Genomic DNA, 16093 nt, shown 5'->3' on the forward strand with positions numbered 1-16093 from the left:
GATTTATAACCTGAACAAGGAGTATACAGATTTGAGTTTTAAAATTAAGTGGATAGTGTAATTATGTATCTTGGTGTGTTGGAGAAAATTATCTATTTGTTTTTATAGAAGTTTTGACTGCACTTATATCGCTTAAAGAATAATAATTCGCTTGAAACTACTCAAACGAGAGATTACCGTAATGCCTACTCTATTACGGTAATTGTTGTGTTTAACCCAACGAAAAAGTAGTGCAAACAATATGATTACGATTAAAAAAGGCTTGGATCTTCCTATCGCTGGGAAGCCAGAACAAGTAATCCATAACGGTAATGCCGTTACTGAAGTTGCCTTGCTTGGCGAAGAGTATGTGGGAATGCGTCCTTCAATGAAGGTGCGTGAAGGTGATGTGGTGAAAAAAGGTCAGGTGCTTTTTGAAGATAAAAAGAACCCGGGCGTATTATTCACTGCCCCTGCAAGTGGTACTGTAACTGCGATTAATCGCGGGGCTAAGCGTGTGTTGCAATCAGTAGTGATTCAAATCGAAGGTGATGATCAGGTTACCTTTAACAAATATTCCGCCGATGAGCTTAAAAGTTTAACTTCCGAGCAAGTTCGTAAAAACCTACAAGCTTCAGGGCTTTGGACAGCACTTCGCACCCGTCCATTCAGTAAAGTGCCAGCGGTTGATGCTGTGCCATCTTCAATTTTTGTTAATGCAATGGATACCAATCCATTAGCCGCTGATCCTGAAGTGGTGTTAAAAGCCCATTGGGAAGATTTCACCAATGGTTTAACCGTATTAAGCCGTTTACACGAAGGCAAATTGCATTTATGTAAAGCGGGCGACAGCAATATCCCAACGGTGGATTTACCGAATTTATCCATTCACGATTTCGGCGGTCCACACCCAGCGGGTTTGAGCGGTACACATATTCACTTTATCGATCCTGTGAGTGCAACGAAAACTGTGTGGTATCTAAATTACCAAGATGTGATCGCATTTGGTCGCCTATTTACCACAGGTGAGCTTTACAACGGTCGCGTGATCTCATTGGCTGGCCCACAGGTGAAAAATCCGCGTTTAATTCGTACACAACTAGGGGCGAATTTAAGTCAATTAACGCAAGGTGAATTGAAAGAGGGTGAAAACCGTATCATTTCTGGCTCAGTGTTAAGCGGTCATAAAGCGGCTGGCGCGGTGGACTATTTAGGTCGTTATGCGTTGCAGGTTTCCGTGATTGCAGAAGGTCGTGAGAAAGAGTTCCTAGGTTGGATTATGCCAGGGGCGAACAAATACTCTATCACCCGTACTGTGTTAGGTCATTTCGGACACAAATTATTCAATTTTACCACCGCACTTAATGGTGGACACCGTGCGATGGTGCCAATCGGTGCTTATGAGCGTGTAATGCCATTAGACATTATCCCAACTTTGTTGTTGCGTGATTTAAGTGCGGGCGATACGGACAGTGCGCAAGCATTAGGTTGCTTAGAGTTAGACGAAGAAGATTTAGCACTTTGTACATTTGTTTGTCCGGGTAAAAATGATTACGGTCCAATGCTGCGTGCAGCCTTAGATAAGATCGAGAAGGAAGGTTAAAAATGGGTTTAAAACATCTTTTAGAGAAAATGGAACCTGCTTTTTTACCGGGTGGGAAATATGAGAAGTGGTATGCCCTTTATGAAGCAACGGCAACCTTTTTATATACACCGGGTACAGTAACAGCGAAGGCCTCTCACGTCCGTGATGCGTTGGATTCTAAACGTATGATGGTATTAGTGTGGTTGGCATTATTCCCAGCAATGTTCTACGGTATGTTTAATGTGGGTGAGCAATCTATTCTTGCATTAAAAGTGGGCGATTTTGCACAGAACTTGGCACAAAATGTGGCGAATGACTGGCATTTTGCTTTAGCCAATGCATTAGGGTTAGTTTCACAAGATGCTGGCGTGCTAGCAAAAATGGCATTAGGTGCGATTTTCTTCCTACCAATTTATTTAACCGTATTCCTTGTGGGCGGTTTCTGGGAAGTGTTATTTGCCACAGTGCGTAAACACGAAATCAACGAAGGTTTCTTCGTAACCTCTATTTTATTAGCCCTTATCGTTCCGCCAACATTGCCATTATGGCAAGCGGCGTTAGCGACAACGTTTGGGGTTGTTGTGGCCAAAGAAGTGTTTGGTGGTGTAGGTAAAAACTTTATGAACCCAGCCTTAGCAGGGCGTGCGTTTTTATTCTTTGCCTATCCTGCACAAATCTCAGGGGATTCTGTATGGATTGCCGCTGATGGCTTCTCTGGTGCGACCGCACTTTCACAATGGGCAACGGGCGGTCAAGGTGCATTAAAACAAGTTACCACAGGTCAGCCAATTCAATGGATGGACGCATTCTTAGGGAATATCCCAGGGTCAATCGGGGAAGTTTCTACCCTTGCGTTGTTAATTGGTGCAGCGGTGATTGTGTTCGCACGCATTGCTTCTTGGCGTATTATCGCGGGCGTGATGCTCGGTATGATCGCGACCTCTACCTTATTTAATGTGATCGGTTCAGAAACCAACCCACTTTTCTCAATGCCTTGGCATTGGCATTTAGTATTGGGTGGCTTTGCGTTAGGTATGTTGTTTATGGCAACAGACCCAGTATCCGCTTCATTCACAAATAAAGGAAAATGGTGGTATGGTGCATTAATTGGTGCGATGGCAGTACTTATTCGTGTGGTAAATCCTGCTTATCCTGAAGGTATGATGTTAGCCATTTTATTAGCTAACTTATTTGCCCCAATTTTTGACTATCTGGTTGTTCAAGCAAATATCAAACGTCGGAGAGCGCGCAATGGCTAAGTTTAATAAAGATAGTGTTGGCGGAACAATCCTTGTTGTTGTTTTAGTCAGCTTAGTTTGCTCAATTATTGTCGCAACCGCTGCGGTTGGATTGAAACCGACGCAAAATGAGCAAAAATTATTAGATAAACAAAAAAATATCCTCAGTGTAGCGGGCTTATTACCTGCAAAAGCAAAAGGAGCAGAAATTAAAGACCTTTATGCGAAAAACATTGAGCCGAAAATTGTGGATCTCGCAACGGGTGATTATGTAAATAACATCACTAATTTCAATGCACGCGTGGCAGCGAAAGACCCTGCGGAAAGCATCGCAATTAACCCTGCAGACGATAAAGCGGGAATTAAAGTGCGGGCAAAATATGCTGAGGTTTATTTAGTGAAAGACGCTCAAGGCAAAACCTCACAAATCGTGTTACCAATTTATGGTACAGGGTTGTGGTCGGTAATGTATGGCTTTGTGTCTGTTGCTCCTGATGCGAATACCATTAAAGGTATTACCTATTATGAACAAGGTGAAACGGCAGGGTTAGGGGGCGAAATTGCTAACCCAAACTGGCAGAGACATTTTGTGGGTAAAAAACTCTTTAATGCACAAGATCAAGTGGCCATTAAAATTGGTAAAGGTGCGTCAGCAGACAAAGAACACGGTATTGATGGGCTTTCTGGTGCGACATTAACCACGAAAGGGGTTCAAGGTTCTTTCGATTACTGGTTTGGACGTAATGGTTTTGGGCCGTATTTAGATAAACTTAGAGCGGAGGCTAACTAATGGCTAATGCAAATATGAAAAAATTATTGTTATCTCCTGTGGTGAGCAACAACCCGATTGCGTTGCAAATTTTGGGTATTTGTTCAGCGTTAGCGGTAACAACGAAATTAGAAACCGCTGTTGTAATGGCGATTGCGGTGAGTTTAGTAACGGCGTGTTCAAGTTTCTTTATTTCTTGTATCCGTAACTACATTCCAAATAGTATCCGTATCATTGTGCAAATGGCGATCATTGCATCATTAGTAACCCTTGTGGATCAAGTGTTGCAAGCCTATGCTTATGAGTTATCTAAACAACTTTCCGTATTCGTTGGATTGATCATTACCAACTGTATTGTAATGGGTCGTGCAGAAGCCTTTGCAATGAAAGAGCCACCATTGGCAAGTTTTGTTGATGGTTTAGGTAATGGTATCGGCTACGGTGCAATCTTAATTATCGTTGCCTTTTTGCGTGAATTAATTGGTTCAGGCAAAATTTTCGGTATGACCGTGTTCCAAACCATCCAAGATGGCGGTTGGTATCAAGCAAACGGTTTATTCCTTTTAGCACCAAGTGCATTCTTTATTATCGGCTTCCTCATTTGGGGCTTGAGAACTTGGAAACCAGAACAGGTGGAGAAATAAGCAATGGAACATTATTTAAGTCTGTTTGTTAAGTCCATTTTTATTGAAAATATGGCACTTTCTTTCTTCCTTGGTATGTGTACATTCCTTGCGGTTTCAAAGAAAGTTTCAACCGCCTTTGGTTTAGGGATTGCGGTAATCGTGGTATTAGGCATTGCCGTGCCAGCTAACCAACTCGTTTATACCCATATCTTAAAAGATGGGGCATTGGTGGAAGGTATTGATTTAAGTTTCCTTCGTTTTATCATCTTCATCGGGGTGATTGCGGCATTGGTGCAAATCCTTGAAATGGTGCTAGATAAATTCTTCCCAGCTCTTTACAACGCACTCGGGATCTTCCTCCCACTCATTACGGTAAACTGTGCGATTTTCGGTGGCGTATCTTTTATGGTACAACGCGAATACAACTTTGCCGAGTCGGTGGTTTATGGTATCGGTGCAGGAACAGGTTGGATGCTTGCTATCGTGGCACTTGCAGGTTTAACTGAAAAAATGAAATATGCTGATATTCCAGCAGGCTTACGCGGTTTAGGCATCACCTTTATCACTGTAGGGCTAATGGCACTTGGCTTTATGTCATTTTCAGGTATTCAGTTATAAGAAGGGGATACTAAATGGAAATTATTTTAGGTATTGCAATGTTCACTGTGCTAGTGCTTGCTTTAGCGGTAATCATTTTATTTGCTAAATCAAAGCTCGTTAATTCAGGGGACATTACTATTGAAATCAATCACGACCCAAGCAAAGCCATTCATTTGCCAGCTGGCGGAAAATTACTCGGTGCATTAGCGAGTAAAGGCATTTTCGTTTCTTCTGCTTGTGGCGGCGGTGGCTCTTGTGGTCAATGTGTGGTGAAAGTAACCGAGGGTGGCGGTGATATTCTGCCAACAGAACTTTCTCACATTTCAAAACGTGAAGCCAAAGAAGGTTATCGTCTGGCTTGTCAGGTAAACGTAAAAAACAATATGCAAATCGAATTGCCTGAAGAAGTGTTTGGCGTGAAAAAATGGGAATGTACCGTTATTTCTAACGACAACAAAGCCACCTTCATTAAAGAACTCAAACTTCAAATTCCTGAAGGGGAAGAAGTGCCATTCCGTGCGGGCGGCTATATCCAAATTGAAGCTGAGCCACATACGGTTTATTACAAAGACTTCGATATTCCACAAGAATACCACGAAGATTGGGATAAATATAATCTATGGCGTTATGTGTCAAAAGTGGATGAGCCAATCGTGCGTGCTTACTCAATGGCTTCATACCCAGAAGAGAAAGGCATCATTATGCTTAACGTGCGTATCGCAACGCCACCACCAAGCAACCCAGATGCACCACCGGGTCAAATGTCCTCTTATATTTGGTCATTAAAACCGGGTGATAAAGTAACTATTTCTGGCCCATTCGGTGAATTCTTCGCGAAAGATACTGATGCAGAAATGGTCTTTATCGGAGGTGGTGCGGGTATGGCGCCAATGCGTTCGCATATTTTTGACCAATTAAAACGTTTGAAATCTAAACGTAAAATGTCGTTCTGGTATGGGGCGCGTTCAAAACGTGAAATGTTCTATGTGGATGATTTTGACACCCTCCAAGCCGAAAATGATAACTTCCAATGGCACGTGGCACTTTCTGATCCATTGCCAGAAGATAATTGGGACGGCTACACCGGCTTTATCCACAATGTGCTTTATGAAAACTATCTGAAAAATCACGAAGCACCAGAAGACTGTGAATACTATATGTGTGGACCTCCAGTGATGAACGCAGCGGTAATCAAAATGCTCAAAGACTTAGGTGTTGAAGACGAAAACATCTTATTAGATGACTTTGGCGGTTGATGACGCTGTTAAATAAAGAAAAAGAGCGGTCAGATTTCTGACCGCTTTAGCCATTTTTAGCCACAGAAAATTAGCGATAGATTTATGTTAAGAAAAGTCAAAACGGTTTACTGCTGGGCCATCGCCTTACTCTTGGTGAGCAGCTTAACCGCCTGCCAAAAAGATCCCGAAATTGTTACCTTAAGCGGTAAAACAATGGGGACCACTTATCATATTAAGTATTTGGATAAGGGCATAAATACCGGACCGGAAATGACCCATCAGCAAATTGACCAACTGCTTAAGGAGGTCAATAATCAGATGTCAACTTATCAGAAAGATTCTGAACTTAGTCGTTTTAATCGCAGTAAAGAGATAAATAAACCTTTTGAGGTGTCTAAGGATTTTGCTGAAGTAGTGCAGGCGGCGATTCAGTTACATCAGAAAACGGAAGGTGCATTGGATGTTACGGTTGGACCATTAGTTAATTTATGGGGCTTCGGGCCGGAAAAACGATTGGATAAAGAACCAGCATCGGAAGAAATTGAAAAACGTAAGGCGTGGATAGGTATCGATAAATTATCTGTTTCTGAAATAGATGGAAAACCGGTACTCATTAAAAAAATACCGGAACTTTATGTTGATTTATCCTCAATTGCAAAAGGGTTTGGCGTTGATAAAGTTGCTTCTTATTTGGAAAGTATCGGTGTCAGCGATTATTTAGTTGAAATTGGTGGTGAAATTCATACTAAAGGGGTGAATGAAAAAGGTCAGGCGTGGCAAATTGCTATTGAAAAACCTGAATTTGATGGCTCTCGTGCGGTAGAACAGATTGTTGGATTAAGCAATTTATCTATGGCGACATCCGGTGATTATCGTAATTATTTTGAGGAAAATGGAAAACGTTTTTCTCACGAAATCGATCCTAAAACTGGTTATCCGTTACAACATAATTTAGCTTCAATCACTGTAGTTGATCCAAGCTGTATGATTGCTGACGGCTATGCAACCGGTCTATATGTTCTTGGTGCAGAAAAGGCATTGCAACTGGCTGAAAAAGATAATCTTGCAATTTATCTGATTGTTAAAACAGAAAAAGGATTTGAGGTTAAAATGTCATCAGCATTTGCAAAATTGTTGTACAATAATAAAGAAGGAGAGAAGTAATGAAATTATTTTTGATTACATTCGGTTTTTTTGTAGTTGTAATTTTTGCAATGGCAATCGGTTATATCATTAAACGTAAAACTATCAGCGGCAGCTGCGGCGGTATCTCTTCACTCGGCTTAGAAAAGGTATGCGATTGTCCAGAACCTTGTGACGCACGTAAAGCCAGAATGGCAAAAGAAGCAGAACGTCAAGCAAAACTGCAAGAAGCCGGTCGCATTTTATAATTTAATTCATAAGGTAATGCTATTAAGCGTTGTTCTGTGAATCGATAACATTAAGGAAAGAATATTGCTTTCCATTATGCCTTAATGGATATGTATAATTCGGTATGCATATCCTTTTTTAATTGTTTCGTTCCAAACATCAATACAAAATAGATTAATTCTCGGAATCATCTATTTTTATAGGTGTGGTTTGTATTGTTTTGGGAATAATTTTAATAAATCAATTATAAGTTTGCACGTTAACACAAAGATAACGACAATGTTTGTGATTGTTTGCTATTTTGTTTGAGAGTTCTTAAGATAAGCGGATTTCATAGCATATTTATAGTTGTAAGCATAAAACAAAGGAAAAATAATGGCATTAATTTCAAAAACATTTACTGATCTAATGACAATATCACCACAACAATTTGCAGAAAACCAACAGAAAAAAGTGATTGTCGGAATGTCAGGAGGTGTAGATTCATCCGTTTCCGCCTATATTCTTCAGCAACAAGGCTACCAAGTGGACGGCTTGTTTATGAAAAATTGGGAAGAAGATGATGATACAGATTATTGTACGGCGGCGGCAGATTTAGCTGATGCACAAGCAGTATGTGATAAATTAGGTATAAAACTACATAAAATTAATTTTGCTGCGGAATATTGGGACAATGTATTTGAACATTTTTTGCAAGAATACAAAGTGGGAAGAACGCCAAACCCTGATATTCTGTGCAACAAAGAAATCAAGTTTAAAGCCTTTTTGGAATATGCCGCCGAAGATTTAGGGGCGGATTACATCGCCACAGGGCATTATGTGCGTCGTCGTGGCGATGATGAGAATGCACAGTTATTACGCGGTTTGGATGATAATAAAGATCAAAGTTACTTTCTTTACACATTGAGCCATAAACAGGTCGGACAAAGTTTATTTCCAGTAGGCGAATTAGAAAAGCCAGTAGTGCGTCAAATTGCAGAAGATTTAGGTTTGGTTACTGCTAAGAAAAAAGATTCTACCGGTATTTGTTTTATCGGAGAACGTAAATTCAAAGACTTCTTAGCTCGTTATTTACCGGCACAGCCGGGGGATATTCGTACGGTAGATGGTGACGTTATAGGTCGTCACGAGGGGTTAATGTATCACACGCTTGGACAGCGTAAAGGTTTGCGTATCGGCGGATTGAAAAATGCCGGCGACGAGGCTTGGTATGTGGTAGATAAAGATTTGCAACATAATGAGTTGATTGTGGCGCAAGGTCATAACCATCCGCGCCTATTCTCTAGAGGGTTAATCGCCGGACAATTACATTGGGTTGATCGTAAGCCTTTAAAACAACCTTTGCGTTGTACAGTGAAAACACGTTATCGCCAGCAGGATGTGCCTTGTCAAATTGTTCCATTAAATGATGATTTGATTGAAGTTAGTTTTGATGAACCACAAATTGCGGTGACTCCTGGACAATCGGCAGTTTTCTATTTGGATGAGGTTTGTTTAGGTGGTGGTATTATTGAACAGCGACTAACCTAAAGTAATGAGTTTCGTAAAGGGTTCGTGATGAACCCCTTAAGTTTTATCGCCAAATAATGGTTGCTGGAATGATCTGATTTTTTACCGGTTCTTGTTTTAATAAACTTTGTACCATTGCAAAAAGCTGATGAGCAATTTTTTGGTGATTTTGTTGAATAGAATTGATTTTGAACGGTAGACAATTCAGCAACTCATAATCATCAAAAGTGGAAAGGTGCATTGTTCCATCAGACAGATGATGTAATAACTGTTTTTCATTTAGCCATCGAAGAACCCCTTCTAATAATGCGTATGAACCAGTAAATAATGCTTGTGGTAAACGCCCTAAGCGTTGATACAGTTGATCAAAAGCAAAGTAGGCACTATCAGCATAGTAGGAAGTTTGTATAATCCAATCCGGATTTAACTGTAAATTCGCACGTTGCAATCCTTGTTTAAAGCCGTAAAGACGCGCTGTACTAGGGCGTAATTCAGCTTGTCCTCCTAGATAGTAGATCTCATCTAAATGATATTGTTGACATAAGGTATAAATTAATTCAATGACGGCACTTTCATCATCCGTCACAATATAAGGTGTTAGGCTATTTTGGGTGAAACGGTCGAGTTGAATGACCGGAACATTGATATTGAGTTGTCGATAATAATGTGCATCTGATTTAATTGGTGTTGTAATTAAAAGATCAATTTGGCGATCTAATAAACGCTCAATTGCAATTAATTCCTGTTTAGCGTCCTCATCGGTACAGGCGATGATCAGTTGTAATCCATTATCACGACACAACTTTTCTAGGGTTTTTGTTGTTGTGGCAAAACCTAAATTAGAAAAATCAGGAATGACTAAACCGATAGTGTTACTACGCTGTGCCTGTAACGCCTTTGCTACACTATTGGCCTTATAGTGATGTTTTTTAGCAATTTCTAAAATTTTTTCTTGCGTTTCTGGCTTAATTCTAAAGTTATTTCCGTGTCCATTAAGCACCATACTTACGGTAGTTTTTGAAACACCACTTAATTCTGCAATATCTGCGAGAGTAAGCCGTTTATTGTTGATATTCATTAACCTCAATCCTTAATCGAAGTAAATTGGCGAAACTTTGGCACTTGCTATTTTGATTAAAGGAGATATCCATAATAGAGGTTGTTTCTTTTCAATAAAGAAACGGGAAGTCATTGCTTTTTCGCCATCATTTAAAAAGATTTCAATAATAGAATGATCAATAAAAATTTCAATCTTTTGTAGATTTTTAATTCGACAATAACGTTTTGTACCCCATTTTCGCATAGATTCAGATTGTTCACTATGTTCTCTGTTTAAACAGAAAATTCCGTTGTGATAACTTATTTCAAGATATTGATTCAGTTCGTTTTTGAATAATTGTAAGTCAAATGATTGGTTGTTGATTTCAAGTGTTAAGTAACTTTGTGACAGATAAGGAATTTCAATCTTTCCTTGTTGATGATGATGTATTGTTCCGATCTGTTGATAAACCTGCTCCACAGGACGTTGATAGATTTGGTTGTTTTGCAACCAAAGTTTACGTGGCAAAGTTAGCATTGAATGCCATTGATATTGATCGGTAGGATACTGCAAATCAGGTAAACCGCACCAAGCGAATAGGATTTTACTGTCATCATTTAAGCCGGAAAAAGTTTGCGGCGCATAAAAATCAAATCCTTGATCCAGCTCGGAAAATATTTCTACTTGAAAATCAAGATGTTGTAATTTGCCAAGGGAATAAGTAGCGTGATAATTATTTTGAAATTGGGCTTGTTCCTGCTGCTTTCCTTGCGGTGACCAAATAAAGAGATCTTTATCTTTTAATTTAGAAAGATCAGGACATTCCCACATAAAAATATTTTTATTATCAAAGGGATGAAGAGCTAATTCGCCTAATAATTTTGGCGTGTCATTCAGATTATCCATTTCAAATAATAATGCTGTGCCGGAAAGATCTTGGCGTTGCGCGCCTAAAATAAAACGAATTTTGCCTTCATCAGTAAGGAACGGTTTCGGATCGCGGCAATGTTCAGTATAACCAACTGGTGGCTCGTGCAGTAAAACACGTTTTTCGAGTAATTTACCCTGTTTAGTAAAAATAGCGATATTTTGAAATGGAATACGTTGATTATCCGATTGACGGCGTGTGTTTCCGGTATAAAAAGCGACAATTTGATCTTGATAGAGAATCGCGCCGCCGGAGTAACAGCCGTGTGATTCAAATAGTTGATCCGGAATAAGCAACTCTGCCTGTTGAAAATGGATAAAATCTTTACTGCGATAATGTTGCCAATGTTTCATTCCGTGCAGCGCACCGAACGGATACCATTGGTAAAAAATATGATAATTTTCACCGTCAAAAACCAATCCGTTCGGATCATTTAATAAACCGGTCGGAGGTGCAAGATGATATTGTGGACGATGGTGATGATCACATTGCACTTGTGATGCTAATGTTGTTAATTCATTTTCTTTAGCTGCATATAGATTGCGATATTTGCCTTGATTAAAAATCATCATCTTCCCCCGAATGATAGAAAGTTATTGTGATTGAAGCTGTGTTTTTGTTGGCAATGCAGACATTGCACCTTTGGCGGTAGTGGCTAATCCACCGCAAAGATTTGCTTGTTGAATCGCCTGGACAAAAATATTTTGTTGTTGCCAGTGCTGATGTCGAGCTAATGCCTGCAACATACCACCGACAAAAGCATCACCGGCTCCAGTGGTGTCGATCACTTTTACTTTATTTCCGGCAACTTTTCCTTCAATAGCTTGATAAAAATAGTATGCACCCTCTGCTCCGAGAGTAACTAAAATTAATTTATCTGGATACTGTTGACGGGTTTTACGGATAGCCAAGCCCAGATCAGGCTCACCGCTTAGTAGACAAATTTCTTCTTCTGAAAATTTAATGACATCGGCGATAGCAATCATTTTGTTCACTTCATCAATCATTTGTTGTTGTGAAGGCCATAAACTAGGGCGAAGATTTGGATCAAAAGAAACAAATCCACCGGCTTGTTTAATTTGCTGTGCTGCTTGTTGTGTGGTGTGGCGTGATGGTTGGTTGATTAAAGCTATGGAACAGAAATGTAGCCATTCACCGGCAGAGAAATGTGGAAGATCTGATTGTTGTAAGAATTGATCCGCACTTGGATTGACCATAAAAGTAAAGGTTCTTTCACCGGTTTCGTCGAGATCAACAATCACGGTTGAAGTGCGATGATTATCATCGAGATGCATAAAATCAGTATTTACTTGTTCTTGCTGTAAAGTAGTTTTCAGAAATAGACCTAAAGGATCATTTCCAACTCTGCCAATAAAAGCACTGTTACCACCTAAACGTGCAATGGCAACGGCAACATTTGCTGGCGCACCACCTGGACAGCGTAAATAATGTTGTTCTCCATCCGGTAATAAATCGACAACGGCATCGCCTAAAACCCATACTCTATTCATCGGTAAAATCCTCTGTTGTTTTTTGAACAGTAAAATTGTAGCTAAACCGTTTTAGTTGAGCAATTCTATTTGTTGATTTCTATTAAAAAGTGTTAACTGGATCACAAAAATGAAAACTGGTTTATGAATAAAATGGATTTTACTAAAACGTTTTAGCTATAATGCGTGCTGTTGATTACTTAACCAATCTACCCGGAGAGAAAACCTATGGATTTTCCAAAAATTGCAAAAGAGCTCATTGAGAAGTTGGGCGGAAAAGAGAATATCAGTGGCGCGGCACATTGCTCCACTCGTTTACGCTTAGTCCTTAATGATGAAAGTAAGGCGGATAAGGAAGGCATTGAACAAATTGAAGGTGTGAAAGGTCAATTTGCCGTAGCAGGTCAATACCAAATTATTTTTGGTGCAGGTACGGTGAACAAAGTTCACGCCGCAATGACAGAAATTTTAGGATTAGGCGATATGACAAAAAGTGATGTCGCTAATTTAAGTGCTGAAAAACAGGGGTTGTTGCAGCGTTTAGTAAAAGGATTGGCGGATATTTTTGTGCCAATTATTCCGGCTATTGTGGCTGGCGGTTTGCTAATGGGGTTAGCGAACGTTTTTACCGCACAAGGTTTATTTATTGATGATAAATCCTTAATTGATGCTTATCCGAATTTGGCGGATCTTGCGGCAATGATTAATACCTTTGCCAATGCACCGTTTGTCTATTTGCCAATTTTATTGGCATTTTCGGCTAGCAGAAAATTTGGTGGTAATCCGTTTTTAGGTGCGGCATTGGGAATGTTGATGGTTCATCCGGATCTATTAAATGGCTGGGGCTTTAGCGCGGCGAGTCTTTCAGGTGATATTCCGTATTGGGATATTTTCGGCTTTCATATCGAAAAAGTGGGATACCAAGGCTCAGTATTACCGGTGTTGGCGGCAACGTGGATTTTGGCTAGATTGGAAAATGGTTTCCGTAAAATTATTCCATCCGTATTGGATAATTTATTAACACCGCTATTAGCCTTGTTTATCACCGGCATTTTAACCTTTACTTTTGTCGGACCAATTACACATAAACTTGGCTTTTTAATTGGAGATGGCTTAACTTGGTTATATGACACAACTGGTTTTATTGGTGGTGCTATTTTTGGTGCTTTCTATGCGCCAATTGTGATCACCGGTATGCATCAAACTTTTATTGCAATTGAAACCCAATTATTGGCGGATATGGCTCATACCGGTGGTACTTTTATTTTTCCTATTGCAGCAATGTCAAATGTAGCGCAAGGAGCTGCCTGTTTAGGGGTGATGTTCTTAATTAAAGATGCAAAAGTGAAGGGAATTGCATTACCATCCGGGATCAGTGCTTTATTAGGGATTACTGAACCGGCAATGTTTGGAGTGAATCTTAAATATCGTTACCCCTTTATTGCGGCAATGGTAGGTTCTGGTGTTTCCAGTGCGTTTATCGCTTTGTTTAATGCGAAAGCACAGGCATTAGGTGCAGCTGGTTTACCCGGCATTATTTCAATTAAACCAGATAGTATCGCTGTATATTGTATTGGTATGTTGATTTCATTTGTGATCACTTTCTCACTAACATTATTATTAGGCTTAAGAGCACAACGTAAAGCAAAATAAAATTACTGATTTTAGCGTTGTTAAAGATCAAGGTAATACAATTATCTTGATCTTTTTTATAAAAAAAAATTAACTTTATGTTAGTTTTTTTCACTAAAAAGAGCAGGTTTAAATAGTGATATGTTCTTAATTGAAACTACTTGTAGTTTATTTCACTAAAATTACCACTTTATTTTAGTGTTTTCTACTAGATAAATTTAAATCATATTTAAGATTTTACTTTTATTATCAAATAAATAGCGTTGACTAATATAACTATTCGATTATATTAAGGTTTCCTATAACAAAATAAAGATAAGTCCTTTAGGAGGGCGGAATGAGTAGTAATACAGCAAAAACAACAAGAGAAACTTTCTCGGGGCGTAAAGCGTTTATTTTAGCGGCTATTGGTTCGGCAGTAGGATTGGGGAATATTTGGCGTTTTCCTTATACCGCTTATGAAAATGGAGGTGGTGCATTTATTGTACCTTATATTATCGCATTGTTAACGGCAGGGATTCCTTTACTTTTTTTGGATTATGCCATCGGACATAGACACCGTGGTTCTGCGCCATTAGCGTTTAGACGTTTGCATAAGAACTTTGAGATTTTTGGTTGGTGGCAGGTATTAGTTAATGTCATCATTGGAATCTATTATGCGGTAGTACTTGGTTGGGCAGCGTGTTATACCTATTTTTCTATAAATGGTGCTTGGGGGGATAAGCCGATAGATTTCTTTATTGGTGAGTTCCTTAAAATGGGCGATATTACACAAGGCGTCAGTTTTGAATTTGTTGGTATGGTTGTTGGTCCTTTAATTGCGGTATGGTTGGTGGCGTTAGCCGTATTAGCATTGGGTGTGCAAAAAGGTATAGCTAAATCATCCAGCATTTTAATGCCACTTTTGGTGGTAATGTTTGTGATTTTGGTTATTTCAGCGCTTTTCTTGCCGGGAGCTAGTAAAGGTTTGGATGCGTTATTTACTCCTAATTGGGATAAATTATCCGATCCGAGTGTCTGGATTGCAGCTTACGGACAAATTTTCTTTTCTTTATCTATCTGTTTCGGCATTATGATTACTTATTCTTCCTATTTGAAGAAAGATTCAGATTTAACCAGTTCTGGATTGGTGGTTGGCTTTGCAAATAGTAGTTTCGAATTATTGGCTGGAATTGGTGTTTTTGCAGCTTTAGGTTTTATGGCTGTAGCAAGTGGACAACAAGTGCACGAAGTAGCAAAAGGCGGAATTGGTTTAGCATTTTTTGCGTTCCCAACGATTATTAATAATGCACCATTTGGTTCAATACTAGGTGTGCTATTTTTTGGTTCACTTACTTTTGCCGCATTGACTTCTTTTATCTCAGTTATTGAAGTGATTATTGCGTCAGTGCAAGATAAATTAAAACTTGGACGTGTTGTTTCAACCTTCATTGTAGGTATTCCGATGATGGTTCTTTCTGTTTCTTTATTCGGTACAACAACAGGGTTACCAATGTTGGATGTGATGGATAAGTTTGTTAACTACTTCGGTATTGTTGCGGTAGCGTTTTGTTCATTGGTTATTATTGTGTCCAATGAAAAATTAGGATTGTTAGGAAACCATCTTAACAAAACCTCTTCTTTCAAAGTTGGCTTTATTTGGCGTTTGTGTATCGTTGTTACAACAGGTATTTTAGCGTTTATGCTATTTACTGAAGGTGCAAAAGTGTTCCGCGAAGGTTATGAAGGTTATCCAAACTGGTTTGTAGATATATTCGGTTGGGGAATGGCATTCGGATTGGTGGTAGTCGCCTTCCTATTAACACATTTACCTTGGAAAAATGAAGAAAAATTTGAGGAGGACACAGAATGAGTACGACAGCAATCATTATGATGATTATCTCGCTTGTGATCATTTGGGGTGGTTTATTAATTTCCATTAAACGATTACCTAAAGAATAACTAATTGAAAATAAAAAAGTTTAAGCCATATAATTCAATGTTTTTCGTTGGAGATATGGCTTTTGTTTCTAAAGTATGGAATAGATAAACTGTTGTAAAAAACATCAATTAAAAAATAAATTAAAAAAATCTGTAAAAAAGACTTGCA

15 protein-coding genes are annotated in these 16093 nt (G+C 39.2%); 12 read left to right on the forward strand and 3 right to left on the reverse strand.

What is annotated here, in order from left to right:
• The first annotated feature begins 241 nt into the window (after positions 1–241).
• The 9 genes from QV04_RS03155 (at position 242) to mnmA (ending at position 8936) form a co-directional block, all read left to right on the forward strand.
• The gene (locus QV04_RS03155; RefSeq protein ID WP_065231493.1) at positions 242–1582 is read left to right on the forward strand and encodes a Na(+)-translocating NADH-quinone reductase subunit A; all 1341 of its coding nucleotides are present in this window, start codon (positions 242–244) and stop codon (positions 1580–1582) included.
• A gap of 2 nt (positions 1583–1584) precedes the next feature.
• A complete protein-coding gene (locus QV04_RS03160) occupies positions 1585–2823 on the forward strand; it encodes an NADH:ubiquinone reductase (Na(+)-transporting) subunit B (RefSeq protein WP_065231494.1) in 1239 nt (412 codons plus the stop codon).
• The gene (locus QV04_RS03165; protein ID WP_017805505.1) at positions 2816–3592 is read left to right on the forward strand and encodes a Na(+)-translocating NADH-quinone reductase subunit C; all 777 of its coding nucleotides are present in this window, start codon (positions 2816–2818) and stop codon (positions 3590–3592) included. The genes QV04_RS03160 and QV04_RS03165 overlap by 8 nt, the downstream gene beginning before the upstream one ends.
• Positions 3592–4215 (forward strand): NADH:ubiquinone reductase (Na(+)-transporting) subunit D, encoded by a 624-nt coding sequence (locus tag QV04_RS03170; protein WP_017805504.1) that lies wholly within the window; start codon positions 3592–3594, stop codon positions 4213–4215. The genes QV04_RS03165 and QV04_RS03170 overlap by 1 nt, the downstream gene beginning before the upstream one ends.
• A gap of 3 nt (positions 4216–4218) precedes the next feature.
• Positions 4219–4815: an NADH:ubiquinone reductase (Na(+)-transporting) subunit E gene (gene nqrE / locus QV04_RS03175; RefSeq protein ID WP_017805503.1), complete on the forward strand. Its 597-nt coding sequence runs from the start codon at positions 4219–4221 to the stop codon at positions 4813–4815.
• Between the two features lie 14 nt (positions 4816–4829).
• A complete protein-coding gene (nqrF, locus tag QV04_RS03180; protein WP_065231495.1) occupies positions 4830–6053 on the forward strand; it encodes an NADH:ubiquinone reductase (Na(+)-transporting) subunit F in 1224 nt (407 codons plus the stop codon).
• Between the two features lie 84 nt (positions 6054–6137).
• A complete protein-coding gene (locus tag QV04_RS03185) occupies positions 6138–7199 on the forward strand; it encodes an FAD:protein FMN transferase (RefSeq protein WP_065231496.1) in 1062 nt (353 codons plus the stop codon).
• Complete coding sequence (gene nqrM, locus QV04_RS03190) at positions 7199–7426, forward strand: (Na+)-NQR maturation NqrM (RefSeq protein WP_013745912.1); 228 nt, start codon at positions 7199–7201, stop codon at positions 7424–7426. The genes QV04_RS03185 and nqrM overlap by 1 nt, the downstream gene beginning before the upstream one ends.
• Positions 7427–7781: 355 nt before the next feature.
• Complete coding sequence (mnmA, locus tag QV04_RS03195; RefSeq protein ID WP_039086711.1) at positions 7782–8936, forward strand: tRNA 2-thiouridine(34) synthase MnmA; 1155 nt, start codon at positions 7782–7784, stop codon at positions 8934–8936.
• 43 nt (positions 8937–8979) lie between these two features.
• On the opposite strand, the gene QV04_RS03200 is transcribed toward mnmA, so the two are convergent.
• Genes QV04_RS03200 through QV04_RS03210 form a run of 3 tightly spaced genes read right to left on the reverse strand, consistent with a single transcriptional unit; the run spans position 8980 to position 12393 of the window.
• Positions 8980–9993, reverse strand: a complete 1014-nt coding sequence (locus tag QV04_RS03200) for a LacI family DNA-binding transcriptional regulator (protein WP_065231497.1) — start codon at positions 9991–9993, stop codon at positions 8980–8982.
• A gap of 12 nt (positions 9994–10005) precedes the next feature.
• On the reverse strand, positions 10006–11454 hold the full coding sequence (locus tag QV04_RS03205) for a glycoside hydrolase family 32 protein (RefSeq protein ID WP_065231498.1): 1449 nt from the start codon (positions 11452–11454) through the stop codon (positions 10006–10008).
• Between the two features lie 21 nt (positions 11455–11475).
• Entirely contained in the window at positions 11476–12393 is a 918-nt protein-coding gene (locus tag QV04_RS03210) for an aminoimidazole riboside kinase (RefSeq protein ID WP_065231499.1), read from the reverse strand.
• 207 nt (positions 12394–12600) lie between these two features.
• Here QV04_RS03210 and QV04_RS03215 point away from each other — a divergent pair, with 207 nt between their 5' ends.
• From QV04_RS03215 to QV04_RS11270, 3 genes are all read left to right on the forward strand, one after another.
• The gene (locus QV04_RS03215; protein ID WP_065231500.1) at positions 12601–14025 is read left to right on the forward strand and encodes a sucrose-specific PTS transporter subunit IIBC; all 1425 of its coding nucleotides are present in this window, start codon (positions 12601–12603) and stop codon (positions 14023–14025) included.
• Between the two features lie 316 nt (positions 14026–14341).
• Positions 14342–15856, forward strand: coding sequence for a sodium-dependent transporter (locus QV04_RS03220; protein ID WP_039135698.1), 1515 nt, complete (start codon positions 14342–14344; stop codon positions 15854–15856).
• Positions 15853–15945, forward strand: a complete 93-nt coding sequence (locus QV04_RS11270; RefSeq protein ID WP_039088854.1) for a methionine/alanine import family NSS transporter small subunit — start codon at positions 15853–15855, stop codon at positions 15943–15945. The genes QV04_RS03220 and QV04_RS11270 overlap by 4 nt, the downstream gene beginning before the upstream one ends.
• Positions 15946–16093 lie beyond the last annotated feature (148 nt).

It is taken from the genome of Gallibacterium genomosp. 1 (assembly GCF_001678575.1).
GTDB lineage: Bacteria > Pseudomonadota > Gammaproteobacteria > Enterobacterales > Pasteurellaceae > Gallibacterium.